This window comes from Phenylobacterium sp. (assembly GCF_030679875.1).
In the GTDB taxonomy this organism is placed as follows: Bacteria; Pseudomonadota; Alphaproteobacteria; order Caulobacterales; family Caulobacteraceae; genus Phenylobacterium.
In genome coordinates, this window is sequence record NZ_JAUXSP010000018.1 from 53,617 (window position 1) to 78,244 (window position 24,628).

Sequence of the window (24,628 nt, forward strand, 5' to 3'; positions counted from 1 at the left end):
GCCCCTGACGGGCCCCGCGCGGCGGTGGCCCCTTGTTCGACCCCGTCCAGTTTGGACGATGGTCGGAGCGGCGGGATTCGAACCCACGACCCCTTGACCCCCAGTCAAGTGCGCTACCAGGCTGCGCTACGCTCCGTCGCCAGCGGCGAGGTCGCGTCTTATAGGCGGGCGCCCCGCGACGGGCAACCCGCAAAGTCAGCCACCGTCACCCCTGTCCCCAAGTCGCTCATCAAGGGCGAGCTTGGCCTCTTCGAGGTCGGCCAGAACCGCCCACAGACGCTGACGCGCTTCGTCTTCCAGGAATGTTTCAAAGACCGGCGGCACATCGCCATCTGCCTGCGCCACGGTGAGGAGCCGGCGAACCCCTTGCTCCTTGTGGAGCTTCTGGACGCCTTTGATCGTATAGCCTTCGTCGTGCAGCAGGCGGCGCACCCCCTGCAGGACGGCGATGTCCTGGGGGCGATAAAAGCGCCGGCCGCCGGCGCGTTTCATGGGGCGGATAAAGGAGAACTTGGTCTCCCAGAATCTCAGGACGTGCTGAGGCACGTCCAGCTCCTCAGCCGCTTCCGAGATCGTCCGGAAGGCCTCGGGGCTCTTGGCCACGGCCTAGTCGTCCCCAGCGAGCGCCTTGTCGACCCTCGCCTTCATCACCTGGGAGGCTCGAAAGCCAATCACCCGGCGTGGCTCGATCGCGGCCGGCTCACCCGTCTTAGGGTTACGCCCCATCCGGGCGCGCTTGGCGCGGACTTGAAAGACGCCGAATCCCGAGAGCTTGACCTGTTCGCCAGCCTCAAGGGCCTGGATCATCAGCTCCAGGGTTCGTTCCACCAGAGTGGCGCAATCCTGGCGCGACAGTCCCACTTCGTCGTGGACTGCTTCGCAAAGATCAGCCCGCGTCAATGTCGAGCCCTTCATACGCACCCCGCCCCCGGACAATTATGAACCCCCCTCATGCAGTGATTGTCGCGCAAGGTCAAAGGGTTCCCGACCGCTTCTGAGCAGCCGCTCAGAAGCGAAGCACACAGGCGCCCCAGGTGAGGCCGCCGCCCATGGCCTCGAGCAGAAGGAGGTCCCCGGGCTTGATCCGGCCGTCGGCCACGGCCACGGACATGGCCAGGGGAATCGAGGCCGCCGAAGTGTTGGCGTGCTCGGCGACCGTCGTGACGACCTTCGCCTCATCAATACCCAGGCGCTTGGCCACGCCTTCCAGAATTCGCAGATTGGCCTGGTGCGGAATGAACCAGTCGACCTTGTCGACCTCAATTCCGGCGTCGGCGGCCGCGGCGGTGACCGCCTCTGAGATGTTCACCACGGCGTGGCGAAAGACCTGATTGCCCTGCATTCGCAGCTTGCCGACCTGGCCATTGGTGGAGGGGCCGCCGTCCACATAGAGCAGGTCCTGCTTGGTCCCATCGGCCCGCAGGGCGAAGCCCAGAAGGCCACGGTCGGCCGTCGTTCCCTGCCCCTCGACGGGCTCGACCACCACGGCGCCGGCGCCGTCGCCGAACAGCACGCAGGTGCCGCGATCGGTCCAGTCCATCAGCCGGGTCATCATCTCGGCGCCGATCACCAGGGCGCAACGGCTGCGGCCGCCGGCCACGAAGCCGTCGGCGACCGAGAGCGCATAGACGAAGCCTGAGCAGACCGCCTGAATGTCGAAGGCGACGCCCACCGGACATCCCAGCTTCCGCTGGACGATGGCCGCCGTGGCCGGAAAGGTCAGATCGGGGGTGGTGGTGGCGACGATGATCAGATCGACCTCGTCAACGCTGCGCCCGGCAGCGGCCAGCGCCCGGCGCGCCGCCTCGACAGCAAGGTCAGAGACCGCCTGATCGGGGGCCGCCCGGCGGCGCATCTGGATGCCGGTGCGCTCGCGGATCCACTCATCGCTGGTGTCCACAAACTTCGCCAGGTCGTCATTGGTGACGATCTCGTCGGGGAGATACCCCCCCACGCCGGTGACGGCGCTGCGACGCACAGAACTCAACTTACTCGCCTCCCTGACCCGCCTCGGCGGTGATCGGTTGGGGGTCGAAACCCAGCCGCGTCATGCTTCGGGCAATCTCGCTGGAGAAGTCGCTCCGCGCCAGATCAGCCGCCACCTGGATGGCGTCCGCGAAATCGCGAATCTCGGCCCCCCCATGGCTCTTCACCACCACCCCATTGAGGCCAAGCAAGGGCGCTGCTGCGGGCGGGCTGAGTCGCTCGCGAAAAGCGAGCAGGGCTTTGCGCGCCAGCAGCGCCCCAAGCTTGGATGAGAGGGAGGAGGTCAAGGCGGTCCGCAACTCGCCGGAGATGAACTTCGCCACCCCCTCGGCGGTCTTCAGCGCCACATTGCCGGTGAAGCCATCGGTGACCACCACGTCGACCACCCCGCGGGTGAGGTCATCCCCCTCGACGAAGCCATGATAGTTCAGGCCCACGCCGCCCTCGCGGAGGATCCGGTGGGCCTCACGGACCTCTTCATGGCCCTTGATGTCCTCTGAACCGACATTCAGAAGTCCGATGGACGGACGTTCAACACCGTGTACGGCGCGGTGGAAAGCCTCGCCCAGGATCGCGAACTCCACCAGCCTGGCGGCGTCACAATCCACATTGGCGCCCACGTCGAGCACGGTGGTGAAGCCCCGCACTGTCGGCCAGCTGGCGGTCAGGCAGGGTCGATCCAGATCAGCGCTCATGCGCAGAATCAGCTTGGAGATGGCCATAAGGGCGCCGGTGTTTCCGGCTGAGACGGCTGCGCCGGCGGCGCCCAACTTCACCGCCTCGACCGCGTTCCACATGCTGGTGCCCTTGCCCCGGCGCAGGGCCGTGGCCGGCTTCTCGTCGCTGGCCACCTGTTTCTCGGTATGACGAACCTCGACCCGGCCGACCAGATCAGGAAGTCGAGCCAGTTCCGCCTCGATTCGCGTAGCGTCGCCGTGGGCGAGGAAGCGCACGTCTGGCCCCAGGCGCAGCGCGACCCTGGCCAGGGCAGGTATGGTCACCACTGGGCCGTGGTCGCCCCCCATGGCGTCGATTGAGATGGTGAAAACCTGACTCACGGCGTGATTTCAGCCCCAATTCGGCAACAGATGCAGGCCGCTCCGGCGATCATTGGCGGGCGCTCACCCATTGTCGTCTTTCAACCGCTTAAGCACGGCGAAGGGCGAGTCGTCATCCTGTGGCGATACATACTCGAAGGTCTCGCCGGGCTGACGCGGAAAGGGGTCGATCTCTACCGCCAGATGCTCGACCACATAGGCCGCCACATCAATGATGTCCCCGTCGAGAATTTCCGGCGGGTCAGGCGCCTCGGGGTCGAGTTCGATCTCGGGATCTGGCGCATTCGGGCTACCGGCCGGCACGAGCCTCACCTCCAGCGGCCCGGCCACCACCTGGTCAAAGATCTCCAGGGAGATGCCCGATTCCTGCTCGATGAGCGCTTCGAACCGCCCGCTGATTTCCGCCCCATCCAGCCAGGGGCGAATCCGCGCCTCCGCCACCAGAGACTTGATCACCCTCAGACCCAGATGACTCGCCAGGGAGTCGCGGGTCGCCGAGTCCGCCTCGAGTGACAACACCACAGGCCCGCGGGAGAGATCGGCCATGCGGAACCGATGAGACCAGATAGGCGTCTCGTTCATGGGGCGGCCCAATCCACATCGCCGGCCAGGATCGCATCCAGGGGCTGATCGGCCAGCAGTCGCCGTTGCCGAAGAATGTAGTCCACAAGCGGCTGGGCCTGCGCGCCCTCGGCTTCGGCATAGACCGTACGGATGATCAGCCCAGCCAGTGGCCCCTCGTCTGGGAGCGCCGCCAGGGCGGCCTCGTACGACTTCACCCGACCATAGAAGGCCTCGCCCAGCTTCCGCATCTTCTTGCCCACGGACAGGTCCCCTACCCCCATCTCTCGCAGAGCGTCGTCAAGGGCGGAGACATAGGCGTCGAACAAGGCCTGGGCGGTGGTGCCCGCCGCCGCGCCCTGGCGCTTCAGGCGATCGAGCAGCAGCACCACGTGCAGGGAGTAGAGCTCAAAGCGCCCCTCGACCGTGTCGGGGGCGGCCAACCGGCTGTAAAAGTCTGGCTGCCTCGCCTGCGCCACGACGCCGGCATACAGCTTCTGCCCCGCGATCTTCGCGGGTTTGGGACGAAAGAGACGCTCCAGAATCATCTTGGCCTCGATTTCGCCGCCACAGGGCGCTAACGGCGGGCATTGAACTAAGGCCCCGCGGGCGATAGGTCAAAGTCTTGAAATCTTGAACAGGTCCGGTTTCCTCATGTTTCGCCATGTCGCCTTCGCGGTCTTCTCGGCCGGACTGCTGGCCACCAGCGCCTGCGCCCCGATCACCACCTATTCCGGCTTCCAGGCCATCGACGCCAATCCGACCGATGTGAAGGTCGGCGAGGACACCAAGTCCACCGTCCGCGGCCGCCTGGGCTCACCCTCGACAACCTCGACCTTCGAGGACGACATCTGGTTCTATATCGCCCAGGTGAAAGAGCAGGTGGCCTTCCGAAAGCCCCAGGTCGTGAACCGCGAGGTGGTGGCCATCAAATTCAACGCCGACAGCGAAGTGGTCGAGTCGGTGGACCACTACACCCTGGAGGACGGCAAGGTCGTCGCCTTCAACGACCGCGAAACTCCGACCCGGGGCCGCGAGCTGACCGTTCTCGAACAGCTCCTGGGCAATGTCGGCCGCGGCGGCATGTTGCCTCGGGACGACGAGTCGGTGCCGGGCAACCGTCCGGGGGATCGTCGCTAGGACGACCAACGCTCTCATCGAAAAATGGAAAACGCCCCGGAGATCACTCTCCGGGGCGTTCCTCGTTCAGAGCTCGAAGACGGGGCTAGCCGCCCACGCCATGGGCCAGGATCGCCAACAGCAGCAAAGCGACGATGTTGGTGATTTTGATCATCGGGTTCACGGCCGGGCCGGCCGTGTCCTTGTAGGGGTCGCCGACGGTGTCGCCGGTCACGGCGGCCTTGTGAGCCTCCGAACCCTTGCCGCCGTGATGGCCCTCTTCGATCAACTTCTTGGCGTTATCCCAGGCGCCGCCGCCCGAGGTCATGGAGATGGCGACGAACAGGCCCGTGACGATGACCCCCATCAGCATCGCGCCCAGGGCTGAGAAGGCGTCAGCCTTGCCCGCGATGGCCATGATGGCGAAGAACAGCACCACCGGGGAGACGACCGGCAGAAGGCTCGGCACGATCATCTCGCGGATCGCGGCCTTGGTCAGAATGTCCACGGCCCGGCCATACTCAGGCTTGACCTCACCGGTCATGATGCCGGGGTTCTCCTTGAACTGTCGGCGAACCTCAACCACGACGGCTTCGGCGGCGCGACCCACGGCGGTCATGGACATGCCACTGAACAGGAAGGGGAGCAGTCCCCCAAACAGCAGACCAACCACCACGTAGGGATTGGAAAGGTCGAAGGCCACAACGCCCACGCCTTCGAAGAAGGACCCAGGCTCAGCCGTGGCCGAGAAGTAGCGCAGGTCCTCGGTATAGGCGCCGAACAGCACGAGCGCCCCAAGACCGGCCGAGCCGATGGCGTAGCCCTTGGTGACCGCCTTGGTGGTGTTGCCGACCGCGTCCAGGGCGTCGGTGGACACCCGAACGTCGGCGGGTAGACCCGCCATCTCGGCGATGCCGCCGGCATTGTCCGTCACCGGGCCGAAGGCGTCGAGGGCGACGATGAAGCCTGCCAGGGACAGCATGGCCGTGGTGGCGATGGCGATCCCGAACAGGCCCGCCAGGCCATTGGCCACGATGATGCCACCGATGATGATCAGGGCCGGAAGGGCCGTGGACTCCAGGCTGACCGCAAGGCCCTGGATGACGTTGGTGCCGTGGCCCGAGACGCTGGCCTTGGCCACCGACCTCACCGGGCGGAAGGCGGTGCTGGTGTAATATTCGGTGATGACCACGATGGCCGCGGTCACGGCCAGACCGACCATGCCGCAATAGAAGAGCGACAGGCCGTCGAAGGTGCGGGTTCCCAGGGTGACGGCCTCAGGGACCATGCTGGTGGTCACCCACCAGATGGCGCCCACCGACAGCAGTCCGGTGACGATCAGGCCGCGATAGAGGGCGCCCATGATGTTCTGAGACTTGCCCAGGCGCACGAAGAAGGTGCCGATGATCGAGGTGATGATGCAGACGCCGCAGATGGCCAGGGGCAGCATCATCATGGTTTCGACGAGGGGCGTGCCCCGGAAGAAGATGGCCGCCAGGACCATGGTGGCCACGGTGGTCACCGCATAGGTCTCGAACAGATCGGCGGCCATGCCAGCGCAATCGCCGACATTGTCGCCCACATTGTCGGCGATGGTGGCGGCGTTGCGCGGGTCATCCTCGGGAATGCCGGCCTCAACCTTTCCCACCATGTCGCCGCCCACGTCGGCGCCCTTGGTGAAGATGCCTCCGCCAAGACGGGCGAAGATGGAGATCAGGGAGGCGCCAAAGCCCAGAGCGACCAGAGAGTCCACAACTTCGCGGCTGGTCAGTTCATGGCCAAGCGGGCCGGTGAGCACGAAGAAGTAGCCGGCCACGCCCACCAGGGCGAAGCCCGCCACCAGCATGCCGGTGACCGCACCTGAACGGAATGCGAGGGAAAGGCCTTTCTCGAGGCTCTCCGATGCGGCCTGGGCGGTGCGGACATTGGCGCGCACCGAAATCCACATGCCGGCGAACCCGGCTGCGCCGGACAGGACTGCGCCGATCAGAAAGCCGATCGCCGGCAGAACGCCCAGGAGCACACCCACGCCGATGAGGATGACCACGCCCACCATGGCGATGGTCGCGTATTGGCGGCGCAGATAGGCCTGCGCGCCCTCCTGGATCGCGGCGGCGATCTCCTGCATTCGGGGGTTGCCGGGGGAAGCCCGCATCAGGGATGCGGACTGGACGACGCCGTATAGCACCGCCAGCAGGCCGGCGATGATCACCAGCATAAGCTCGAGACTCATAGTTCAGACGCCCCTATTCAATGGCGCGAAACAGCCGCTCCACGCCAGCTCGGCGGGAAGGACAGGTCGCAACGTTTCCTCTGGGTTGAGGCGGCGTCATTGCACCGCCTCTATTTTTTTGGTCGCGCGGCGACTGTGCCAAGGTTGCGATAGGGGCGCAACGGGTTGTGGGCTGGGCCGCGCTCGCCCCGGTCAGGCGCCGGGATGCTTGGGCAAGCCGTTCTGACGCTTTGCCGTCTGGGACATGACCGCAACGCCCTGGACATCCTTGCCGCCCAGCCGCACGACCTCCTTGAGCATCACGGCCTTCAACCGCTCCACATCAATGCTGACAAAGTCGGTCTTGCTGGTGAAGGGAGCCCGGTGTCCGGACCGCACGAGGGCGTCGCGGAAGAACGGCTCCCGCTCTCGAGCCTTCTGCAGGTTGGCCATCGGCGAAAAGCTCAGCCGCACGCCCACGAAGATGTAGTTGACCACGCGCTCGCCGAGCACGACCGGCAGGGCCACAGGCGAGATGTCCAGATGCTGCCCCGTAGACGCCGCCTTTCCGCCCGAGGGGGCGGCGGCCGACGCCTGGCCGGCGAACAGGACAGCGGGAAGGAAGGCCAGAAGGCTTCGGCGGTGCATGCTGCCAAGCTAGCGGTTTAGGGTTGCCGCATTCTTACGATCACGGGTGAGTCCAGCCACCCCGAGCAATCGGCAAAGGCGCGCCATCGAACGTGGCGATCACCCCTGCCCCAGCCTCAGCCACGCCGATCACGGGAAGGCCCAAGGCCCCGGCCGCGCCTGGCGGCGCTGTGATCAGCAATTCATAGTCGTCGCCGAAGCTGGCCAGCACCGCCAGCCCCTGGTCGATAGCCGGCTGCGCCTGAAGCCAGGCTCGGCCGCTCGATGACAGGGGCATCGCCCCCAGGTCCAGACGCAGGGCGACGCCGCTGGCTGTGGCGACATGGCCGGCGTCGGCCAGCAGGCCATCGGAGATATCTGCGCAGGCTGAAGCCCACTGGCGAAGGTGGTCTCGAAGATCGAGTCGCGGGATCGGCAGACGGTAGTGCTCGATCAAAGCTCCGCCCGGGTCTGGCCAACGGCCCTGGGCGGCGGCGAGGCCAAGCCCCCCATCTCCGATCGGGCCACTGACCATGACCAGGTCCCCAGGCTTCGCTCCGGAACGTAGAACCGCCCGGCCCTGCGGGACCCAGCCCAGTAGGGTCATGCTGGCCACCAGCGGGCCGGAGGTCGAGACTGTGTCTCCCCCCAGCAGATACGTCTCGAAGGCGGCGCCATCGACATCAAGTCCCTGGGCGAAGGCCTGGCGGGCGGCGAAGTCCGTCCCGGTGGGCCAGGCCACCGCCAGGAAGTACCCGTAGGGCTCAGCGCCCTTGGCGGCGAGATCCGAGAGATTGGTCCGCAGGAGCTTCCGCGCCACCAAGTCGCGGGCTTCGCCCTGGGGAAAGTGAACCCCCTCGACCAGGGCGTCCTTGGTGACCACGAGGTCAAATCCCGGCCGCGACGGGATCACCGCGGCGTCGTCCAGCAGGCCAAGCGCCTCTGGCGCTCCCCGGGTCAGGGGACGGTAGAGCCGGGCGATCTGTTCGAATTCCCCCGGCGAGTGGCCGGTCTCGTCAGGTCCGGACATCCTGGGCCACGCCATCCAGGGCGCCGTTGACAAAGCCGGGCTCTGGGCCGTCGAAGAACGACTTGGCCAACTCCACATACTCGTCGATCACCACCTCGGTCGGGACATCGGGCCGCTCAGACAACTCATAGGCGCCCGAACGCAGGATCGCGCGGACTGTGGCGTCCAGGCGTTCCAGTCGCCAGCCCTGCGCCAGCCGCCGAACCACGGCGCGATCAACCGGGCCTTGATGGGCGACCACCCCCCGGAGCAGTTCAGCGAAAAACGTCTCATCGGCGCCGGTAAGCGCAAAACCCTCAACATCCCGCTCAAAACGATGGTCGGAAAACTCGCGAATCACCGCCTCGACGCCAGCGCCAGAGACCTCCATCTGATAGAGGGCCTGGACGACGGCCAGACGGGCGACGGATCGGGCCTGTCGCGCAGGCTGCGGCGCTGGGGGAAGATCTCCGTTCATTGATCATGCCCGGACAGGCGGGCCTTGAGACTGATCATTTCCAGACAGGCCCGCGCCGCCCCGCCACCCTTGTCGGCCTGGCTCGCCCGGGCTCTGTCCCAGGCCTGAGCTTCTTCGTCCACGGTGAGGATGCCGTTGCCGATGCAAAGCCGGCGGTTGAGGGTCAGGTCCATCAGCCCACGGGCTGATTCGTTGGACACCACCTCGAAATGATAGGTTTCGCCGCGGATCACGCAGCCAAGGGCCACGTAGCCATCATAGGCGACGCCGGCCCCCGCCCCCGAGGCGTCGGCTATGGCGATCGCCCCTGGAATCTCCAGGGCGCCGGGCACGGTGACGATATCGAAATCGACATCATGAGCGCTCAAAACATCGCTCGCGCCGGCCAGCAGGGCGTCAGCGATCTCACTATAGAACCGCGCCTCGACCACGAGGACGCGCAGCTTCTCGTCTTGCATCATAGATTCCAGCGACCGCGGGAGGCGATCTTCTCTCTGCCTTTAGGCGGTTTCGCGCCACCGCGCGAGATAGCGCGCCAGCATGTCGATCTCCAGGTTCACCCTTGAGCCGACTTTCAGGTCTCCCAGCGTCGTGACCTCCCAGGTGTGCGGGATGAGATTCACGCCGAAGACATCATCCTCGACCTCGTTCACCGTCAGTGACACCCCCTCGACGGTTATGGAGCCCTTGGGGGCGATATATCGGTGTAGGGGCCGCGGAACCTTGACCTGAACCCGGTGCGAGCCCCCCTCGGACCGGACCGCGACGACCTCGCCCACCCCATCCACATGCCCTGAGACGATATGCCCGCCGAGCTCGTCGCCCACCCGGGCGGAACGCTCAAGATTGACCCGGTGACCCGGCGCCCACGCCCCCAGCGTGGTCCTGTCGAGGGTTTCGCCGGACACCTCCACCGCGAACCAGTCCACGCCCTTTTCTACCACTGTCAGGCAGCAGCCGGCATGGGCGATGGATGCGCCGATCTCAATGGTGGGCAGGTCAAATCGCGTCTCTATCTCGAACCTGCGGTCCCGATCTGTGTCTCGAACGGCCCGCACCTGGCCAACGTCGGTGATAATGCCGGTGAACATTCAAATCCTCTCATAGGTTTCCCAGAGGTCGTCGCCGAGGGCGCTGACCTGCGTTCGGGCGAGCCTCGGCGCCTGGGCCAGCGCCTCCAAGGCCAGGGCGCCCACGGCTGGACGCCCCTCCCCGCCGATGATGATAGGTGCGCGGAACCACTCCAGCTGGTCAACGACGCCACCCTGCAGAAAGCTGGCGGCCACCTCCCCGCCCCCCTCTACGAACAGCTGGCGCAGGCCAAGCGCGGCCAGCGCCGCAATCACCGCAACAGGGTCTGGTCGTCCTGTCCCGAGGCTCGCCACCACGACCCCCCTACAGCCCGCCGCGGCCAGGGAAGGCTTCAGCGGCTCTGTCGAGACCACGTAGGTGGGGACCGTGCGAGCGGAACTGGCCAGCCGGGAGGTGACGGGCAGTCGCTGGCGGCCGTCCAGCACGACTCTGGCGGGTTGGGGGCCGGAATGGCCGGGCAGACGCACCGACAGTTCAGGGTCATCAGCCAGCGCCGTGCCCGCGCCGATCACGACCGCATCGTGGGCCCCGCGCAGCCGGTGGACCTGAGCGCGCGCCTCTGCGCCTGTTATCCAGCGGCTCTCCCCCTGGGCGGTGGCGATACGGCCATCGAGGGACGTGGCCAGTTTCAAGGTGATCATGGCCGGACGCCGGCGCCAGGCGAGATGGGCCTAGCGCTCCTCCTCTGGCGGATCACCGAAACCTTCGCTCCCCAGGAAGTCGGCAAAATCACGGGTCTCGCGGAAGTCCCGATAGACCGACGCATAGCGGACATAGGCGACGTCATCGAGGGACTTGAGCGCCTTCATCACCAGTTCGCCGACCACCTCGGAGGGAATGTCGGTCTCGCCCATGCTTTCAAGCTGGCGGGTGATTCCGTTGACCATCCGGTCCACCTGTTCCGGATCAACGGGACGCTTGCGGATGGCGATGTCGATCGAGCGCAGCAGCTTCTCGCGATCAAAGGGCGTACGCCGGCCTGAGCGCTTGATCACGACAAGCTCGCGCAGCTGAACGCGCTCAAACGTGGTGAACCGGCCGCCGCAGGCCGGGCACAGACGGCGGCGGCGGATGGCCGCGCCGTCTTCCGACGGGCGGCTGTCCTTCACCTGGCTCTCGGCATGGCCGCAGAACGGGCATCGCATCGGTTCAGCCCCTCCCGGACTGCATCCCAGACGGTCTAGTTGTAGATCGGGAAGCGCCGGGTCAAGGTGAGGACCTCTTCGCGCACCTTGGCCTCGACCGCAGCGTTGTCGCCACCGGTCGCCAAACCATCGACCACCTGGGCGATCAGTTGGCCGATGCGGCGGAACTCGGCGGGGCCAAACCCGCGCGACGTGCCCGCCGGCGAACCCAGACGCAGGCCAGATGTCTGCATGAAGGGCAGCGGGTCGAAGGGAATGCCATTCTTGTTGCAGGTGATGTTAGCCCGCTCCAGCGCCACCTCGGCGTCGGCGCCGGTCACGCCCTTGGGCGTCAGGTCCACGAGCATCAGGTGGCTGTCAGTGCCGCCGGACACGATCTTCAGGCCCGAGGCCGCAAGGGCGTCAGCCATGGCCCGGGCGTTGTCCACCACCTGGCGGGCATAGAGCTTGAATTCGGGCTTCAGGGCCTCGCCGAAGGCGACAGCCTTGGCGGCGATGACGTGCATCAGCGGCCCACCCTGGAGACCCGGGAAGACGGCGGAATCGATCTTCTTGGCCAGCTTCTTGTCGTTGGTCAGGATCAGGCCGCCCCGGGGACCGCGGAGGGTCTTGTGGGTGGTGCTGGTCACCACATGGGCGTGGGGCATGGGGTTTGAATAGGCGCCGCCGGCGATCAGGCCGGCATAGTGGGCCATGTCGACCATCAGTATGGCGCCGACGCTGTCGGCGATTTCGCGGAACCGGGCCCAGTCGATCTCACGGCTATAGGCCGATCCGCCGGCGATAATGACCTTGGGCTTGGCGCTGAGGGCGATCTCAGCGGCCTGGTCATAGTCGATCAGGTGATCCTGCTGCCGCACCGTATAGGCCACCGGGCTGAACCACTTGCCCGACTGGTTGACGTCCTTGCCGTGGGTGAGATGGCCGCCAGCCGCCAGATCCATGCCCATGAACACGTCGCCGGGCTTCATGGTGGCCATGAAGACCGCCTGATTGGCCTGGCTGCCAGAGTGGGCCTGAACGTTGGCGTATGCCGCACCGAAAAGCTGCTTGGCCCGCTCGATGGCCAGGGTCTCGGCCACATCAACCTCGTCGCAGCCACCATAGTAGCGCTTCCCCGGATAGCCCTCGGCGTACTTGTTGGTCAGCACCGAACCTTGCACCTCCAACACTGCGCGGGAGACGATGTTCTCGGACGCGATCAGTTCGATCTGATCCTGCTGCCGCTTCAACTCCTTGGTCAGGACGCGGGCGATATCGGGATCGGTGTCGGCCACGCCTTGGCTGAAGAAGGCGTCGGCGGCGGAGGCGGTCTGGGCTTGGACGGTCAAGGGCGGGTCTCGCGTCGGAATCTGGTTGGGGCGGAGGCGCCTTTTACTCCCATCGCTGGGCGGTTCCAACAACAGCCGCATCTGGCGGGAACGAAGCCTGCCATTGCGCGTTTCGGAACCTATCGCCAAGGCCCCGCACAGAGGGCGGTGGCACAGTCGCGTATCGTCAGGGGATATTTCATATGAGCGCTGAAGACGAGCCCGCTGAGCGGTCGAACTATGTCCTTCGCCTGGGAGTAGACATTGTCGCGGCCTATGTCAGCCGCAACGCCGTCAGCGCCGACGCCGTGCCTGACCTCATCCGGTCCGTCCATGGGGCGCTGAACCGGTTGGGTGAGGCCGAAGCCCCGGTCGTGGCCGAACGGCCAAAGCCCGCGGTGGCGATCAACCGCTCCATTCAGGAAGACTACATCGTCTGCCTTGAAGACGGAAAACGCCTGAAAATGCTCAAGCGCTATCTGCGGTCCCGCTACGACATGAGCCCCGAGGACTATCGTCGCCGCTGGGGCCTGCCGCCGGACTACCCCATGGTGGCCCCGGCCTATGCGGCCAAGCGTTCGGATTTCGCCAAGCAGATCGGTTTGGGCAAGGGTGTGCGCCGCCGCTCGTAAGAGGAGGATGCGATCAGACGGTGACGTCTGATCGTTTGCTCATCCTCTGGCTTCCAGAGTTTGAGCGCGTTCCAACCGATAAACCCGGGTCCGTTTTACCGACCGCGCTCTATGCCGCGACGCCGCCGACGCGCTTGATATTGCAGTGGACCCAGAGGGTCTCCAGGGACTGCGCCAGGTGGTCGATCATCTCATCAGAGTGCGCCGGGGAAGGCGTGAAGCGTAGCCGCTCGGTCCCCCTCGGCACGGTCGGATAGTTGATCGGCTGGACATAGATTCCATAGTCGCTGAGCAGGATGTCAGAGATCATCTTGCAGTGGACAGGGTCGCCGACCAGCACCGGAACGATATGGCTTTCGGACGGCATCACCGGAATTCCGGCCTTCATCAGCCGGACCTTCAGAGCCTCGGCCCGGGCCTGATGGGCCACCCGCACCTCATTATGTTCCTTGAGATAGCGGATCGACGCCACAGCCCCAGCCGCCAGGGCCGGCGGGATTGAGGTCGTGAAGATGAAACCGTCCGCATAGGAGCGGATCGCATCGACGATCACCGCGTCGGCGGCGATGTAGCCGCCCATGACGCCGAAAGCCTTGCCCAGCGTACCTTCGACAATGTCGATCTGGTCCATGACGCCGTCGCGTTCGGCCACGCCCGCGCCGCGGGGGCCGTACATGCCCACAGCATGGACTTCATCAAGATAGGTCATGGCGCCGTAGCGCTTGGCCAGGGCCACCATGCCCTTCATGTCGGCGATGTCGCCGTCCATGGAATAGACGCTCTCGAAAGCGATCAGCTTGGGGGCGTCGGCCGGCGCTGCGGCCAGCAACTCTTCAAGATGGGCGAGGTCGTTGTGACGGAAAACCCGACGCTGCTCACGGGCCCCGGCGCGGATGCCGGAAATCATCGAATTATGGTTCAGCTCATCGGAGAACATGATGAGCCCAGGCAGGATCTTGTAGAGCGTCGAGAGCGAAGCCTCGTTGGAGACATAGCCCGAGGTGAACAGCAGGGCGGCTTCCTTGCCGTGCAGGTCAGCCAGCTCTTGCTCAAGCTCGACGTGATAATGCGTGGTGCCTGAGATGTTGCGCGTGCCGCCCGAGCCGGCGCCGGCCTCGTCGATGGCCTGCTTCATCGCGTCGATCACGACCGGGTTTTGCCCCTGGCCGAGATAATCGTTGGAACACCAGACGACGACGTCCTGGGATGAACCATCCTGGCGCGTCCAGGTGGCGCGGGGAAAAGCGCCGCGATGCCGCTTAAGATCAGCGAACACCCGATAACGGCCCTCAGCGTGAATCCGCTCAAGTGCGTTGTGAAAAGCGGCTCTGTAATCCATCGCAACGAAATCCGGTCGCGCGCTCGACGATCTCACGCTGGAACCGGTCCCCTATTAACCGCCCGGTTTTTGGCGCCGGGTGCGTAAATTGTCTACAGGCCACCGCGTCGCGGCTGCTTGATCTGCGTCAACCACCGTCAGTTCTGCGTGAACGATCAGGTCAGTTCGGCCAGCCGGCCCCTTAGCAACTGAAGTAGGCCTGAAAAGTCCTTCTCGCCATAGCCGAGGCTGTCAAACAGCGAATAAAGCGCCTGGGCCTGGGCCGCCAGTGGGGTCGAGACGCCGACGGAGGCTGCCGCGCCCTGCGCCAATCTGAGGTCCTTGAGCATCATGGCTGTGGCGAACCCCCCCTCATAGTTGCGGTTGGACGGGGCGGTCTCCACCGGACCTGGCCACGGGCAATAGGTGGTCAGAGACCAACACTGACCCGACGAAGCCGAGGCGATCTCGAAGAATCGCTCGGGATCCAGATCGAGTCGCTCAGCCAGGGCCAGCGCCTCGCAAACCCCAATCATCGAGACCCCCAGCAACAGGTTGTTGCAGATCTTCGCCGCCTGCCCGGCCCCGGCCTCGCCAGCCCGGACCACGGTCTTGGCCATGGGAGACAAGGCCGCTTCAACCTTTGCAAAAACAGGCTCAGGGCAGCCGACCATGAAGGTGAGCGTACCGGCCGCCGCCCCTGCGACGCCGCCGGAGACAGGTGCGTCGGCCACAGCGAAACCAGCGGCGCTCGCCTGAAGCGCGATGTCCCGGGCGGTCGCCACATCAATGGTCGAACAATCGATCAGCAGCGCCCCGGTCGCGGCGTGGGGCAAAATGGCCTGCTGGTAGACTTCCAGCACATGGGCGCCGGCCGGCAGCATGGTCAGAACCACTTCCGCGCCGCTCACAGCCTCCGGCGCCGAGGCGCAGGCGACCGCCCCTGCGGCGGCGGCTCGCTCCAGGGCTTTGCTCGACAGGTCGAAGGCCTGTACCGTGTGGCCTGCGGCGGTCAGCACCGCGGCCATGCCCCCGCCCATATTGCCCAGGCCGATCAGCGCGTAGCGGATCATACCCGCCTCCGAAGTTCCCGGCGTCGCATCGCAGTCCTCCCGTGATGGCGGACGATCGCCGCCTTATTCCAAGGGTATCGGCCGCCAGCTCTGAGCGGAAGGGAGGGGGGCGAAGATCTCGTCCAGCATGGCTTCGGTGACGCCTTCCAGCTGGTTGGGATTCCACCGTGGCGCATTGTCCTTGTCGATGATCACCGCCCGCACGCCTTCGATGAAGTCGTAGAGCCCCACGACCCGCGACCCGATGCGGTATTCCATTTCCATGTTCTCGGCGAAGCTGGTCGCACGGGCCCCCGAGGCCAGTTGCCGGAAGGCCACCTTCAGGGTCTGAGGTGACTTGGTCCTCAGGACGTCAAGCTGTGCGCTGGCCCAGACGCCGCCGTCCGCCTCCAGGGCTGCGACAATCGCCTCTACGCTTTCGCCCGCGAACAGGTGATCCATCTCATCGCGATGGGCGCCGATCGGCGGTCGACCGGCGTCAGCTTCCAGCAGAGTGAGATGGGTTTCCACCGCGGCGGGATCGGCGATGATCTGCGCCTTCAGCTCATCAAGCTGCTCGGATCTGATGTAGTCAGTGGCGAGCCCCAGCAACTCGCAGTCGGCGGCCTTCAGCCGGGCGCCGGTCAAGGCGAGCCATAGGCCAGCCTTCCCTGGCAGCCGAGACAGGTGCCAGCCGCCCCCCACGTCCGGAAACAGCCCGATACCGGTCTCCGGCATGGCGAAGGTGGTTCGCTCCGTGGCCACGCGGTAGCGCGCCGGCAGGGCCACGCCGACGCCCCCGCCCATGGTGACGCCGTCCATGATGACCATCACCGGCTTGAGGTACTCGAACAAAAGGTGGTTCAGCCGGTACTCGGTGAAAAAGAACTCCCGGGCCTCAAAACCGTCCCGGGCCCCGCTCGCCGCGAGCATCCGGATATCGCCGCCGGCGCAAAATCCCCGCTCGCCAGCATGGTCGATCAAGACGAACTCTACCGCTGGATTGCTGCGCCAGCTCACGAGAGCGTCGATCATGGCCCGGCACATCGAGGTGGTGAGGGCGTGCAGCGCCTGGGGCCGGTTCAGGGTGATGCGCCCCACCGCGCCTTCGATGTGGGTCAGGACCTCAGGCGCGTCGTTCATCGGAACATCTCCCGGGCGATGATCACCCGCATGATCTCGTTCGTCCCTTCCAGAATCTGGTGGACGCGCAGGTCGCGGACGATCCGCTCTAGCGGATAGTCCGCGAGGTAGCCGTAGCCGCCGTGCAGTTGCAGGGCCTCATTGGCGATCTGGAATCCCGCGTCGGTGGCGAAGCGCTTGGCCATGGCGCAGAGCTTGGTGGCGTCCGGACGCCCGGCGTCCAGCGCCGCGGCGGCGCGACGGACCATCAGCCGGGCGGCCTCCAGCTCCGTGGCCATGTCAGCCAGCTTGAACTGCAGGGCCTGGAAATCCCTCAGCGGGCGGCCAAACTGACGTCGCTCGGCCAGGTAGGCTTGGGCCGTATCCAGGGCCAGTCCCGCGCCGCCCAGGGAGCAGGAGGCGATGTTCAGCCGCCCTCCGTCCAGCCCCATCATGGCGAATCGGAACCCCTCGCCTTCCCCGCCGATGCGGTTGGCGGCCGGCACGCGCACGCCGTCGAAATTCACCTGGGCGGTGGGTTGGGCGTTCCAGCCCATCTTGCGCTCCCGCGCGCCAAAGGACAGGCCGGGCGTCCCCTTCTCGACCACGAAGGCCGAGACGCCGCCGGCGCCTGCGCCCCCTGTGCGCGCCATGACCACATAGAGGTCAGAGACCCCGCCGCCGGAGATGAAGGCCTTGGCGCCGTCCAGGACATAGGCCTCGCCATCCCGGCGGGCGGTCGTGGTCAGGGCTGCGGCGTCTGACCCCGCCCCAGGCTCGGTCAGGCAATAGGAGGCGATCAGCTCCATCGAACAGAGCCGGGGCAGGTAGCGACGGCGCAGGTCGTCATCGCCAAATCGGTCGATCATCCAGGACGCCATATTGTGGATGGTCAGATAGGCGGTGGTCGCCACGTCCCCATAGGCCAGGGCCTCGAAGATCAGCGAGGCGTCCAGGCGCGACAGGCCAGAACCTCCCAGATCCTCTGAGAGATAGATGCCGGCGAAACCCAGGCTCGCCGCCTGTCGCAGGGTCTCCACCGGAAAGTGGGAGTCCGCATCCCAGCGGGCGGAATAAGGCGCGAGTTCGGCTGCGGCGAAGGCCTGGGCCGCCCCCTGAAGGGCGCGCTGATCTTCGGAAAGTTCAAAATCCATGCTCTGGCCTCTTGGGTAGGCTTGAGGAACTTGCCCGGGCGGCGCACCCTGTCAACGACAGGGGGACACAAGAATGACATTCGATGGCGTTGGCGGGACTCCGCGCGAATCCGCCCGCAACCTGGCCCTGATGAACTACGGCCTGCTGTTCGCTTCGTTCTTTTTCGCCGGAGTGCCGGCGCTGGTGGCGGTGGTCATCGCCTATACCCAGCGCGATTCGGCCATCGAGCCGGGCCGCAGTCACTTCACCTTTCAGATCAGGTGCTTCTGGGTGTCGTTTGTTCTCGCGCTTCTGGCGGGGATCTTCGGCCTCGCGGCGATCATCCACGTGCTCGCCTCGCTCTATGGCATGGCCGACGCCTTGGGCTGGGACGGGTTCGACAAGATGGAGGTGGTGATCGGTCAGGTGGCCATCGACGCGGCCCTGCTGGCCATGATCGTGGGCGCCATCGCGCTCACCTTCCTCTCGGGGCTGTGGTTGATCGGCGCCTCGGTCATCGGCGCGATCAGGCTTGCCTCCGACCAGGGGATGGGTAAGAGCCGGGCGCTATGAGCCAGCCCCCCCTCGCCGCCTACCCCGCCCTGCGTCTGCGCCGCCTGCGTCAGGCGGACTGGATTCGTCGACTGGTCCGCGAGACCGTTCTGACTCCTGCGGATCTGATTTGGTCGATGGTCGTCCACGAGGGCGAGGGCCAGGTTCCTGTCGCCTCCATGCCAGGGGTGTCCCGCCTGTCGGTGGCCGAGGCCGCCAAAGCCGCAGTGGAAGCCCGGCGACTGGGCATTCCGGCCATCGCCATCTTCCCGCATATCGACATGGCCCGGAAGGACGCCTCAGGCTCCCTCGCGGCCGATCCCGACGGGCTGATCTGTCGTGCGGTCAAGGCCATGAAGGACGCCGCCCCTGAGGTCGGGATCATGTGCGACGTCGCGCTCGACCCCTTCACCGACCACGGCCATGACGGCCTGATCGAGCAGGGTCGCATTCTCAATGACGCCACCATCGAACAGCTGGTCGAGCAGGCCCTGGTCCAGGCCCAGGCCGGCTGCGATATCCTGGCCCCATCGGACATGATGGACGGCCGGGTCGGCGCCCTGCGCACCGCCCTGGAGGCCGAGGGCCTGCAGGACGTGATGATCATGTCCTATGCCGCCAAGTACGCCTCGGCCTTCTATGGCCCCTATCGCGACGCCATCGGCTCGGGAAAACTGGGCACAGGCACTGTGGATAATCCTGGGGACAAGAAGACCTACCAGATGGACCCGGCCAATACCGAGGAGGCCATGCGTGAGGTCGCCCTCGATATCGCCGAGGGGGCCGACATGGTGATGGTCAAGCCTGGCCTGCCCTATCTCGACATCCTGCGCCGCCTGGTGGAGGCCTACGCCCTGCCGACCTTCGCCTTCCAGGTGTCTGGCGAATACGCGATGATCAAGGCCGCCGGCGCAAATGGCTGGATCGACGAGGATCGCGCCATTCTGGAGAGCCTTGGCGCCTTCAAGCGGGCCGGCGCGGCCGGAACCATCACCTATTTCGCCCCCCATGCGGCGCGGCTGCTCGGCGCCTAAGGCCTGAGCCAGTCGACCAGCAGGGTGTTGACCGCCTCGGGCGCTTCCTGCTGCACCCAGTGGGAGACCCCCGGAAGCCGCTTGATCTGCAGATCGGTGACAAAGGCCTCCGTCCCCTCCAGCGTCTCAAGGCCAAGCGCCGCGTCAGCTTCGCCCCAGATGACCAGGGTTGGGATTTCGATCTTCGCCCAGGGCTCACGCATGAAGTCGGCGTGGCGGGCCGCGGCGCGGTACCAGTTGATCATACCGGTTATCGCGCCCGGCCGCTGGGCGTCCCGGGCGTAGCGATCCAGCACCGCGTCGGGGAAGCGACCTTTGTCCTTGGCCATACCGGAAAAGGCCCGCCGAATGGCCTGGGCGTCCCGGGCCAGCAGCATCCGCTCAGGCAGACCCGGGATCTGGAAGAAGGCCATGTACCAGGAGCGCAGCATCTGCTTGGGCGAGCGGCGGAGGACCTGGGCGAACACCGCCGGGTGCGGGACATTCATGATCACCAGGCGGCTCAAGGGGCGCACCTTCCGCGCGGCGAAGGTCCAGGCCACCGCAGCGCCCCAGTCATGGGCCACCAGCATGACCTCACGGGCGCCGGCCGCATCGATCAGGGCGGCCACATCCTCCAGCAGCCGCTCCATCCGGTAGCTGTCCACATCCTGGGGCTTGGGTTCGGTCTCACCGTAACCCCGCAGGTCCGGCGCCCAGACGCGGTACCCCAGCCCCGCCAGGACCGGAAGCTGGGCTCGCCAGGAAAACCGGCTTTCAGGGAAGCCGTGCAGGCAAAGGGCCAGCCGGTCACCTGCGCCAGTCTCGTCCACCGCAAAGGCGAACCCGTTGGCCGCGATGGTCCGCGTTGTGATGGTCATCGTCCCCCAATTTCGTCAGGTGCTGTAGTAGGCGCTGGGCTGGTCCCAGCCGTCCAGCTGTCGCTCGTCGATGAAGGCAAGCCCGACCTTTTCCAGCACCCGGCGGGAGGCGAGATTGTCTGGATTGACGATGGCCGCCACCGTCGTCAGCCCCAGCACGCTCCGCGCATGGGTGAGCACCGCGCCGGCCGCCTCCTGGGCGTAGCCTCGCCCCCAACAGTCCTCGAGAAAGGCGTAGCCCAGGTCCTCATGCGGCAGGACCTCGCGGCGCACCAAGCCGCATAGGCCCACGGGCCGGTCTTCGACCTTGGGGGTGACCACCCACATCCCGAACCCATGGTCGCGATAGCTGGAGAGGAGGCGCGCCTCGATATACCCCCTCGCATGATCGAGCGTGCGAACGCCCCGGTCGCCGATCCCCTGGATGAAACCCGGCGCATTCAACAGGTCGAGAATGAAGGCCGCGTCGTCACGAACCGCCTCGCGCAAGGTCAGACGCTGGGTCTCCAGGATCACTTCGGCTGTTCCAGCCGCGCCACGAGGCTGGAGGTGTCCCACCGCGCCCCGCCCATGGCCTGGACCTCCGCGTAGTAGCTGTCGACCAGGCGGGTGACCTCAAGACGGGCGCCATTGGCCTGCGCCTCGTCGAGCACCAAGCCCAGGTCCTTGCGCATCCAGTCTACGGCGAAACCGAAGTCGAACCGCCCCTCGGCCATGGTCGGCCAGCGGTTGTCCATCTGCCAGGACTGCGCCGCGCCCTTGGAGATCGCCGCCAGAACATCGGCCGGTTCAAGGCCGGCGCGCTTGGCGAAATGGAGGCCCTCGGCCAAGCCCTGGACCACGCCGGCGATGCAGATCTGGTTGACCATCTTGGTCAGTTGGCCCGAACCTGGGGGCCCCATGAGCCGGATGGCCTGGGCGTAGGCCTCCATCACGGGCTTCGCACGGTCAAAGGCCTCGGGATCACCCCCACACATGATGGTCAGCTTGCCGGCCTCAGCGCCCGCCTGCCCGCCTGAGACCGGGGCGTCGATGAAGCTACGCCCGAGCCCAGAGGCCTTCTCCGCCATGTCACGGGCCACCACCGCCGAGGTGGTGGTGTGGTCAATGATCACAGCCCGGGGCGCCAGGACCTCCAGGGCCTCGCCCACGACCTGGCGGACATCATCGTCCTTGCCGACGCAGAGGATCAGCAGTTCGGCGCCCGTCGCCGCCTCCGCGATGGTGGGACCCGCCCGCCCCGAATGGGCCCTGGCCCAGGCTTCGGCCTTGGCCGGAGACCGGTTGAACACCGAAACCGAATGGCCAGCGCTAGCCAGATGACCGGCCATGGGGAAGCCCATGACCCCAAGACCTACAAACGCAAGCTTCATCACCGCTTCCCAGACTCACAATTGGCAACGGCATCTTAACGCCGACCAGGGACCCTAACGCACAATTAGCGTTAACCGGGGTGGGGCGATGGCGTCGGGCGAGCGGCCGATCATCATCAAGAAGATCAAGAAGGCCGGCCATGCGCACCATGGCGGCGCCTGGAAGGTGGCCTATGCCGACTTCGTCACGGCGATGATGGCCTTCTTCCTGCTGATGTGGCTGATCAACACCACCAGCCCTGAGCAGAAGCGAGGGATTGCAGACTATTTCGCACCCGCCAGCATCTCGTCGACGACCTCGGGCTCCGGCGGCATCCTGGGCGGCACCGCGCTGGGGCCAGATGGCGCGAAGTCCTCCGGCTCCATGTCGATCATCGAGCAGATGTCACCGGAATCTCCCAACCCCGAGGAGGATGGTGAGACCCAGGATCCCTCGGCAAAGAGTCGGTTGCAGGAGGCCAGTACAGAGGCCCTGCGGGACGCTCTTCACAAACGCGAAGAGGCCGCCTTCCAGTCCGCGGCGCAGTCCCTGCGCCAGGCGCTGCAGGACATGCCGGAACTGGCCGAGCTGTCCAAGAACATCATTATCGACCAGACCCCTGAAGGGTTGCGCATCCAACTCGTCGACCAGGAGGGCCGCTCCATGTTCGACGAGAGCTCCGGTCAACCCAATGAGCGCGCCCGGCTGCTGCTGAGGGCCGTGGCCAAGATCATCAATCAGCTTCCCAATCGGGTCAGCATCTACGGCCACACCAGCGTGAACATGAATGGCGCCCGCTCCGAGGGGGACTGGGCCCTCTCGGCCACCCGCGCCGACTCCTCGCGCCGGGTCCTCCAGGGCGCCGGGGTGGCCTCGGATCGAATTTACCAGGTGTCAGGCAAGGCCAATTCCGAGCCGCTCTATCCGGACGACCCCACCCTGCCCGGCAATCGACGGATCGCCGTGGTGCTGCTCCGGGAGGCGCCCGTCCTTCCGCCAGACGTACGGCCGTGATCAGGCGCCGAAGATGAGGACCTGGACGGGATATGCCCAAACGTCCGGCTTGCCTGATCCCGATCCTTGCCGCCTAATCGGCGGTGACTCCGAGGCTTAAGGTCGAAAACCGCTCCGTGACGCAGCATTTCCCGACGCGACAGCTAAGGTTCTTCCTGACAGCGCCATCGCCCTGTCCCTATCTGCCTGACCGATATGAGCGGAAGGTCTTCGCCCATCTGCCGCTGACCGATGGGCCTGGCGTCAACGACTCACTGACCCAGATGGGCTTCCGCAGGTCCCAGAACATCGCCTATCGCCCGGCCTGCGAGTCCTGCATGGCCTGCATTTCGGCGCGCCTTCCCGTGCAGGATTACGTCTTTTCGCGTTCAGAGCGCCGGGTGCTGGCCCGCAACGAGGACATTGAGCGTTCCGTGGTCGAGGCAGAAGCCACCATGGAGCAGTTCGAACTGCTGCGACGCTATCTGACCACCCGCCACGTGGATGGCGGCATGGCCGAGATGAGCTGGCCTGACTATGTCGCCATGGTCGAGGACACCGCCGTGCGCACTCACCTGGTGGAGTACCGCGTTCGTTCGCAGGACGGTGGTCCTGGCGACCTGGTGTCCTGCGCCCTCGTCGACCTGATGGGGGACGGTCTGTCGATGGTCTACAGCTTCTATGACCCAGACCTGCCGCGTCGTAGCCTCGGGTCCTTTATGATCCTGGACCACATCGTACAGGGCGGCCTGCTGGACCTTCCCCACATCTATCTCGGCTATTGGGTGCGGGGCAGCGACAAGATGGACTACAAGGCCCGCTTCTCACCGATCGAGCTCCTTCGGCCCGAAGGATGGGCGCGGGTAAACAGCCGCGAGATCCTCAACGCGTCCCGCGGCTGACGCTTTTGCGTCAGTCCCGCGACCCTTCAAGAGTGAAGCCGACTTTCAGATAGACTTGGAAGTGGCCAACCTGGCCATCGACGATCTCGCCCCGGGTCGCGGTCACCTCGTACCAGCGCATATCCCTCAGGGACTTTGACGCCTCCGAAATGGCGTTGCGAATGGCGTCGTCAATGCTGTCATTGGACGAGCCCACCAGTTCAACAACCCGGTACACGTGATCGGACATGAAACGCTCCTGTCTGCAACGCCGGCGCGGCGCTCCCCTTAAGCGTCTGACCGCCCCCCGCGTTCCGGCCCCGACTCACAGGCCTGACGGTCTCGTCCCCAGGCGAGGCGCACGGCTACATCGACCCTCCTCCAACCGCCTGCTAAGATCAGGCCTGGTTTGGTAGCGCCTTCGGAAATGGACCATGGCCCGACAGCTTCGGCTGAAGCTTAGACGTCCACCGTCCTATGACCGGGTCGATTTTGCGGCCGGGCCGTCAAACGCCGCCGCCCGGGCGGCCCTGGCCGTCTGGCCAGGATGGCACGGCGGGACCCTGGCGCTGGTGGGCCCCGAGGGGGTCGGAAAGACCCATCTGGCCAAACTCTGGCTGGAGGACGCCGGCGCGACGGAGGCGTCGGCCCAGGGCGGCGACCTGGCCCATCCAGGACCTGTGCTCATTGAGGACGTCGATCAGGGCTTTGACGAAGAGTTCCTGTTTCACCGCATCAACATGGCCGGACGCTCAGGAGGCGGACTGCTGCTGACCGCGCGCACCCTGCCAGCCGCCTGGCCGGCCCAACTCGCTGACCTGCGTTCCCGGCTCAACGCCCTTCCGGTGGCTGAGATCGAACCGCCGGATGATGAGGTGCTGGAGGCTGTGCTCCGCCGGCTCTTCGCCCGCTGCAACATCACCCCGCACGATGACGTGATCCCCTATCTGCTCAATCGCATCGAGCGCTCCGCGACGGCGGCCTGGACCCTGGTGCAGCGGCTTGATGCGGCCTCCGGCGAGACCCATCGGCCGGTCTCTCGGGTCCTGGCGCGACAGGTTCTGGACGACGAGACGGAGAATCTTGACCTTTTCGAGTGA

At 65.9% G+C, this 24,628-nt stretch carries 30 protein-coding genes and 1 tRNA gene; 7 read left to right on the top strand and 24 right to left on the bottom strand.

The annotated features are described in order from the left end of the window. Positions 1-59: 59 nt before the first annotated feature. From Q8K84_RS10510 to Q8K84_RS10540, 7 genes are all read right to left on the bottom strand, one after another. Positions 60-136 (bottom strand) — tRNA-Pro (locus Q8K84_RS10510). A gap of 59 nt (positions 137-195) precedes the next feature. Then, positions 196-603, bottom strand: coding sequence for a MerR family transcriptional regulator (locus Q8K84_RS10515; protein WP_305282593.1), 408 nt, complete (start codon positions 601-603; stop codon positions 196-198). 3 nt (positions 604-606) lie between these two features. Beyond that, entirely contained in the window at positions 607-915 is a 309-nt protein-coding gene (locus Q8K84_RS10520) for an integration host factor subunit alpha (protein WP_305282594.1), read from the bottom strand. A gap of 91 nt (positions 916-1,006) precedes the next feature. After that, entirely contained in the window at positions 1,007-1,987 is a 981-nt protein-coding gene (locus Q8K84_RS10525) for a beta-ketoacyl-ACP synthase III (protein WP_305282595.1), read from the bottom strand. 1 nt (position 1,988) lies between these two features. Next, positions 1,989-3,044 carry a phosphate acyltransferase PlsX gene (gene plsX / locus Q8K84_RS10530; RefSeq protein WP_305282596.1) on the bottom strand — a complete coding sequence of 352 codons (1,056 nt, stop codon included), beginning with the start codon at positions 3,042-3,044 and terminating at the stop codon, positions 1,989-1,991. 63 nt (positions 3,045-3,107) lie between these two features. Next, positions 3,108-3,626: a DUF177 domain-containing protein gene (locus Q8K84_RS10535; protein WP_305282597.1), complete on the bottom strand. Its 519-nt coding sequence runs from the start codon at positions 3,624-3,626 to the stop codon at positions 3,108-3,110. Next, a complete protein-coding gene (locus Q8K84_RS10540; RefSeq protein ID WP_305282598.1) occupies positions 3,623-4,153 on the bottom strand; it encodes a ubiquinol-cytochrome C chaperone family protein in 531 nt (176 codons plus the stop codon). The genes Q8K84_RS10535 and Q8K84_RS10540 overlap by 4 nt, the downstream gene beginning before the upstream one ends. 106 nt (positions 4,154-4,259) lie before the next feature. Between Q8K84_RS10540 and Q8K84_RS10545 the strand changes: the two genes are divergently transcribed. Beyond that, positions 4,260-4,745 (top strand): outer membrane protein assembly factor BamE, encoded by a 486-nt coding sequence (locus tag Q8K84_RS10545; protein ID WP_305282599.1) that lies wholly within the window; start codon positions 4,260-4,262, stop codon positions 4,743-4,745. Positions 4,746-4,830: 85 nt separating this feature from the next. Here Q8K84_RS10545 and Q8K84_RS10550 read toward each other — a convergent pair whose 3' ends face one another. The 9 genes from Q8K84_RS10550 to glyA all read right to left on the bottom strand — a co-directional run bounded on the left by Q8K84_RS10550 (position 4,831) and on the right by glyA (position 12,618). Continuing rightward, positions 4,831-6,957: a sodium-translocating pyrophosphatase gene (locus tag Q8K84_RS10550; RefSeq protein WP_305282600.1), complete on the bottom strand. Its 2,127-nt coding sequence runs from the start codon at positions 6,955-6,957 to the stop codon at positions 4,831-4,833. A 192-nt stretch (positions 6,958-7,149) separates the two neighbouring features. Continuing rightward, positions 7,150-7,584, bottom strand: coding sequence for a hypothetical protein (locus Q8K84_RS10555; RefSeq protein WP_305282601.1), 435 nt, complete (start codon positions 7,582-7,584; stop codon positions 7,150-7,152). A gap of 40 nt (positions 7,585-7,624) precedes the next feature. Further along, complete coding sequence (thiL, locus tag Q8K84_RS10560) at positions 7,625-8,593, bottom strand: thiamine-phosphate kinase (protein WP_305282602.1); 969 nt, start codon at positions 8,591-8,593, stop codon at positions 7,625-7,627. Continuing rightward, entirely contained in the window at positions 8,580-9,050 is a 471-nt protein-coding gene (gene nusB / locus Q8K84_RS10565) for a transcription antitermination factor NusB (protein ID WP_305282603.1), read from the bottom strand. Before nusB ends, thiL begins: the two co-directional genes overlap by 14 nt. Continuing rightward, complete coding sequence (gene ribH, locus Q8K84_RS10570) at positions 9,047-9,508, bottom strand: 6,7-dimethyl-8-ribityllumazine synthase (protein WP_305282604.1); 462 nt, start codon at positions 9,506-9,508, stop codon at positions 9,047-9,049. The genes nusB and ribH overlap by 4 nt, the downstream gene beginning before the upstream one ends. Positions 9,509-9,550: 42 nt before the next feature. After that, positions 9,551-10,141, bottom strand: coding sequence for a riboflavin synthase (locus Q8K84_RS10575; RefSeq protein WP_305282605.1), 591 nt, complete (start codon positions 10,139-10,141; stop codon positions 9,551-9,553). Then, entirely contained in the window at positions 10,142-10,783 is a 642-nt protein-coding gene (locus tag Q8K84_RS10580) for a RibD family protein (RefSeq protein WP_305282606.1), read from the bottom strand. Between the two features lie 30 nt (positions 10,784-10,813). Beyond that, a complete protein-coding gene (gene nrdR / locus Q8K84_RS10585; RefSeq protein WP_305282607.1) occupies positions 10,814-11,287 on the bottom strand; it encodes a transcriptional regulator NrdR in 474 nt (157 codons plus the stop codon). Positions 11,288-11,322: 35 nt separating this feature from the next. Continuing rightward, positions 11,323-12,618, bottom strand: a complete 1,296-nt coding sequence (gene glyA, locus Q8K84_RS10590; protein ID WP_370867861.1) for a serine hydroxymethyltransferase — start codon at positions 12,616-12,618, stop codon at positions 11,323-11,325. 182 nt (positions 12,619-12,800) lie between these two features. Between glyA and Q8K84_RS10595 the strand changes: the two genes are divergently transcribed. Further along, positions 12,801-13,229, top strand: coding sequence for a MucR family transcriptional regulator (locus tag Q8K84_RS10595; RefSeq protein WP_305282608.1), 429 nt, complete (start codon positions 12,801-12,803; stop codon positions 13,227-13,229). 109 nt (positions 13,230-13,338) lie between these two features. Here Q8K84_RS10595 and hemA read toward each other — a convergent pair whose 3' ends face one another. From hemA to Q8K84_RS10615, 4 genes are all read right to left on the bottom strand, one after another. Next, positions 13,339-14,568 carry a 5-aminolevulinate synthase gene (gene hemA / locus Q8K84_RS10600; protein ID WP_305282609.1) on the bottom strand — a complete coding sequence of 410 codons (1,230 nt, stop codon included), beginning with the start codon at positions 14,566-14,568 and terminating at the stop codon, positions 13,339-13,341. Positions 14,569-14,723: 155 nt separating this feature from the next. Continuing rightward, positions 14,724-15,620 (bottom strand): 3-hydroxyisobutyrate dehydrogenase, encoded by an 897-nt coding sequence (gene mmsB, locus Q8K84_RS10605; protein WP_305282610.1) that lies wholly within the window; start codon positions 15,618-15,620, stop codon positions 14,724-14,726. A 63-nt stretch (positions 15,621-15,683) separates the two neighbouring features. Next, entirely contained in the window at positions 15,684-16,742 is a 1,059-nt protein-coding gene (locus Q8K84_RS10610; protein ID WP_305282611.1) for an enoyl-CoA hydratase/isomerase family protein, read from the bottom strand. Beyond that, positions 16,739-17,875: an acyl-CoA dehydrogenase family protein gene (locus Q8K84_RS10615; RefSeq protein ID WP_305282612.1), complete on the bottom strand. Its 1,137-nt coding sequence runs from the start codon at positions 17,873-17,875 to the stop codon at positions 16,739-16,741. The genes Q8K84_RS10610 and Q8K84_RS10615 overlap by 4 nt, the downstream gene beginning before the upstream one ends. 73 nt (positions 17,876-17,948) lie before the next feature. Here Q8K84_RS10615 and Q8K84_RS10620 point away from each other — a divergent pair, with 73 nt between their 5' ends. Both Q8K84_RS10620 and hemB read left to right on the top strand, forming a co-directional pair. Beyond that, on the top strand, positions 17,949-18,428 hold the full coding sequence (locus Q8K84_RS10620) for a hypothetical protein (RefSeq protein ID WP_305282613.1): 480 nt from the start codon (positions 17,949-17,951) through the stop codon (positions 18,426-18,428). Beyond that, positions 18,425-19,441 (top strand): porphobilinogen synthase, encoded by a 1,017-nt coding sequence (gene hemB, locus Q8K84_RS10625; protein WP_305282614.1) that lies wholly within the window; start codon positions 18,425-18,427, stop codon positions 19,439-19,441. The genes Q8K84_RS10620 and hemB overlap by 4 nt, the downstream gene beginning before the upstream one ends. Here the strand turns inward: hemB and Q8K84_RS10630 are convergent. Genes Q8K84_RS10630 through Q8K84_RS10640 form a run of 3 tightly spaced genes read right to left on the bottom strand, consistent with a single transcriptional unit; the run spans position 19,438 to position 21,674 of the window. Next, positions 19,438-20,301, bottom strand: a complete 864-nt coding sequence (locus Q8K84_RS10630) for an alpha/beta fold hydrolase (RefSeq protein ID WP_305282615.1) — start codon at positions 20,299-20,301, stop codon at positions 19,438-19,440. The genes hemB and Q8K84_RS10630 overlap by 4 nt on opposite strands. A 15-nt stretch (positions 20,302-20,316) precedes the next feature. Next, positions 20,317-20,817, bottom strand: coding sequence for a GNAT family N-acetyltransferase (locus Q8K84_RS10635; protein WP_305282616.1), 501 nt, complete (start codon positions 20,815-20,817; stop codon positions 20,317-20,319). After that, positions 20,814-21,674, bottom strand: coding sequence for an NAD(P)-dependent oxidoreductase (locus Q8K84_RS10640; protein ID WP_305282617.1), 861 nt, complete (start codon positions 21,672-21,674; stop codon positions 20,814-20,816). Before Q8K84_RS10640 ends, Q8K84_RS10635 begins: the two co-directional genes overlap by 4 nt. Before the next feature lie 88 nt (positions 21,675-21,762). On the opposite strand from Q8K84_RS10640, the gene Q8K84_RS10645 reads away from it, so the two are divergent. Both Q8K84_RS10645 and Q8K84_RS10650 read left to right on the top strand, forming a co-directional pair. Further along, the gene (locus Q8K84_RS10645) at positions 21,763-22,668 is read left to right on the top strand and encodes a flagellar motor protein MotB (RefSeq protein WP_305282618.1); all 906 of its coding nucleotides are present in this window, start codon (positions 21,763-21,765) and stop codon (positions 22,666-22,668) included. Between the two features lie 116 nt (positions 22,669-22,784). Further along, positions 22,785-23,549: an arginyltransferase gene (locus Q8K84_RS10650; protein ID WP_305282619.1), complete on the top strand. Its 765-nt coding sequence runs from the start codon at positions 22,785-22,787 to the stop codon at positions 23,547-23,549. A gap of 10 nt (positions 23,550-23,559) precedes the next feature. Here the strand turns inward: Q8K84_RS10650 and Q8K84_RS10655 are convergent, their stop codons facing one another. Next, positions 23,560-23,778, bottom strand: coding sequence for a dodecin (locus Q8K84_RS10655; RefSeq protein WP_305282620.1), 219 nt, complete (start codon positions 23,776-23,778; stop codon positions 23,560-23,562). Positions 23,779-23,962: 184 nt separating this feature from the next. Between Q8K84_RS10655 and Q8K84_RS10660 the strand changes: the two genes are divergently transcribed. Continuing rightward, positions 23,963-24,628, top strand: coding sequence for a DnaA/Hda family protein (locus Q8K84_RS10660; protein WP_305282621.1), 666 nt, complete (start codon positions 23,963-23,965; stop codon positions 24,626-24,628).

What these genes read in the sequence shown, in the direction of transcription:
- Q8K84_RS10580 (WP_305282606.1), bottom strand. Translation starts at nt 10,783, where the DNA reads ATGATCACCTTGAAACTGGCCACGTCCCTCGATGGCCGTATCGCCACC.
- Q8K84_RS10550 (WP_305282600.1), bottom strand. Translation starts at nt 6,957, where the DNA reads ATGAGTCTCGAGCTTATGCTGGTGATCATCGCCGGCCTGCTGGCGGTG.
- mmsB (WP_305282610.1), bottom strand. Translation starts at nt 15,620, where the DNA reads ATGATCCGCTACGCGCTGATCGGCCTGGGCAATATGGGCGGGGGCATG.
- thiL (WP_305282602.1), bottom strand. Translation starts at nt 8,593, where the DNA reads ATGTCCGGACCTGACGAGACCGGCCACTCGCCGGGGGAATTCGAACAG.
- Q8K84_RS10645 (WP_305282618.1), top strand. Translation starts at nt 21,763, where the DNA reads ATGGCGTCGGGCGAGCGGCCGATCATCATCAAGAAGATCAAGAAGGCC.
- hemB (WP_305282614.1), top strand. Translation starts at nt 18,425, where the DNA reads ATGAGCCAGCCCCCCCTCGCCGCCTACCCCGCCCTGCGTCTGCGCCGC.
- Q8K84_RS10615 (WP_305282612.1), bottom strand. Translation starts at nt 17,875, where the DNA reads ATGGATTTTGAACTTTCCGAAGATCAGCGCGCCCTTCAGGGGGCGGCC.
- nusB (WP_305282603.1), bottom strand. Translation starts at nt 9,050, where the DNA reads ATGAACGGAGATCTTCCCCCAGCGCCGCAGCCTGCGCGACAGGCCCGA.
- Q8K84_RS10540 (WP_305282598.1), bottom strand. Translation starts at nt 4,153, where the DNA reads ATGATTCTGGAGCGTCTCTTTCGTCCCAAACCCGCGAAGATCGCGGGG.
- Q8K84_RS10535 (WP_305282597.1), bottom strand. Translation starts at nt 3,626, where the DNA reads ATGAACGAGACGCCTATCTGGTCTCATCGGTTCCGCATGGCCGATCTC.
- Q8K84_RS10555 (WP_305282601.1), bottom strand. Translation starts at nt 7,584, where the DNA reads ATGCACCGCCGAAGCCTTCTGGCCTTCCTTCCCGCTGTCCTGTTCGCC.
- Q8K84_RS10545 (WP_305282599.1), top strand. Translation starts at nt 4,260, where the DNA reads ATGTTTCGCCATGTCGCCTTCGCGGTCTTCTCGGCCGGACTGCTGGCC.
- Q8K84_RS10610 (WP_305282611.1), bottom strand. Translation starts at nt 16,742, where the DNA reads ATGAACGACGCGCCTGAGGTCCTGACCCACATCGAAGGCGCGGTGGGG.
- Q8K84_RS10620 (WP_305282613.1), top strand. Translation starts at nt 17,949, where the DNA reads ATGACATTCGATGGCGTTGGCGGGACTCCGCGCGAATCCGCCCGCAAC.
- Q8K84_RS10640 (WP_305282617.1), bottom strand. Translation starts at nt 21,674, where the DNA reads ATGAAGCTTGCGTTTGTAGGTCTTGGGGTCATGGGCTTCCCCATGGCC.
- Q8K84_RS10520 (WP_305282594.1), bottom strand. Translation starts at nt 915, where the DNA reads ATGAAGGGCTCGACATTGACGCGGGCTGATCTTTGCGAAGCAGTCCAC.
- hemA (WP_305282609.1), bottom strand. Translation starts at nt 14,568, where the DNA reads ATGGATTACAGAGCCGCTTTTCACAACGCACTTGAGCGGATTCACGCT.
- ribH (WP_305282604.1), bottom strand. Translation starts at nt 9,508, where the DNA reads ATGCAAGACGAGAAGCTGCGCGTCCTCGTGGTCGAGGCGCGGTTCTAT.
- Q8K84_RS10575 (WP_305282605.1), bottom strand. Translation starts at nt 10,141, where the DNA reads ATGTTCACCGGCATTATCACCGACGTTGGCCAGGTGCGGGCCGTTCGA.
- Q8K84_RS10595 (WP_305282608.1), top strand. Translation starts at nt 12,801, where the DNA reads ATGAGCGCTGAAGACGAGCCCGCTGAGCGGTCGAACTATGTCCTTCGC.
- Q8K84_RS10655 (WP_305282620.1), bottom strand. Translation starts at nt 23,778, where the DNA reads ATGTCCGATCACGTGTACCGGGTTGTTGAACTGGTGGGCTCGTCCAAT.
- nrdR (WP_305282607.1), bottom strand. Translation starts at nt 11,287, where the DNA reads ATGCGATGCCCGTTCTGCGGCCATGCCGAGAGCCAGGTGAAGGACAGC.
- Q8K84_RS10630 (WP_305282615.1), bottom strand. Translation starts at nt 20,301, where the DNA reads ATGACCATCACAACGCGGACCATCGCGGCCAACGGGTTCGCCTTTGCG.
- Q8K84_RS10660 (WP_305282621.1), top strand. Translation starts at nt 23,963, where the DNA reads ATGGCCCGACAGCTTCGGCTGAAGCTTAGACGTCCACCGTCCTATGAC.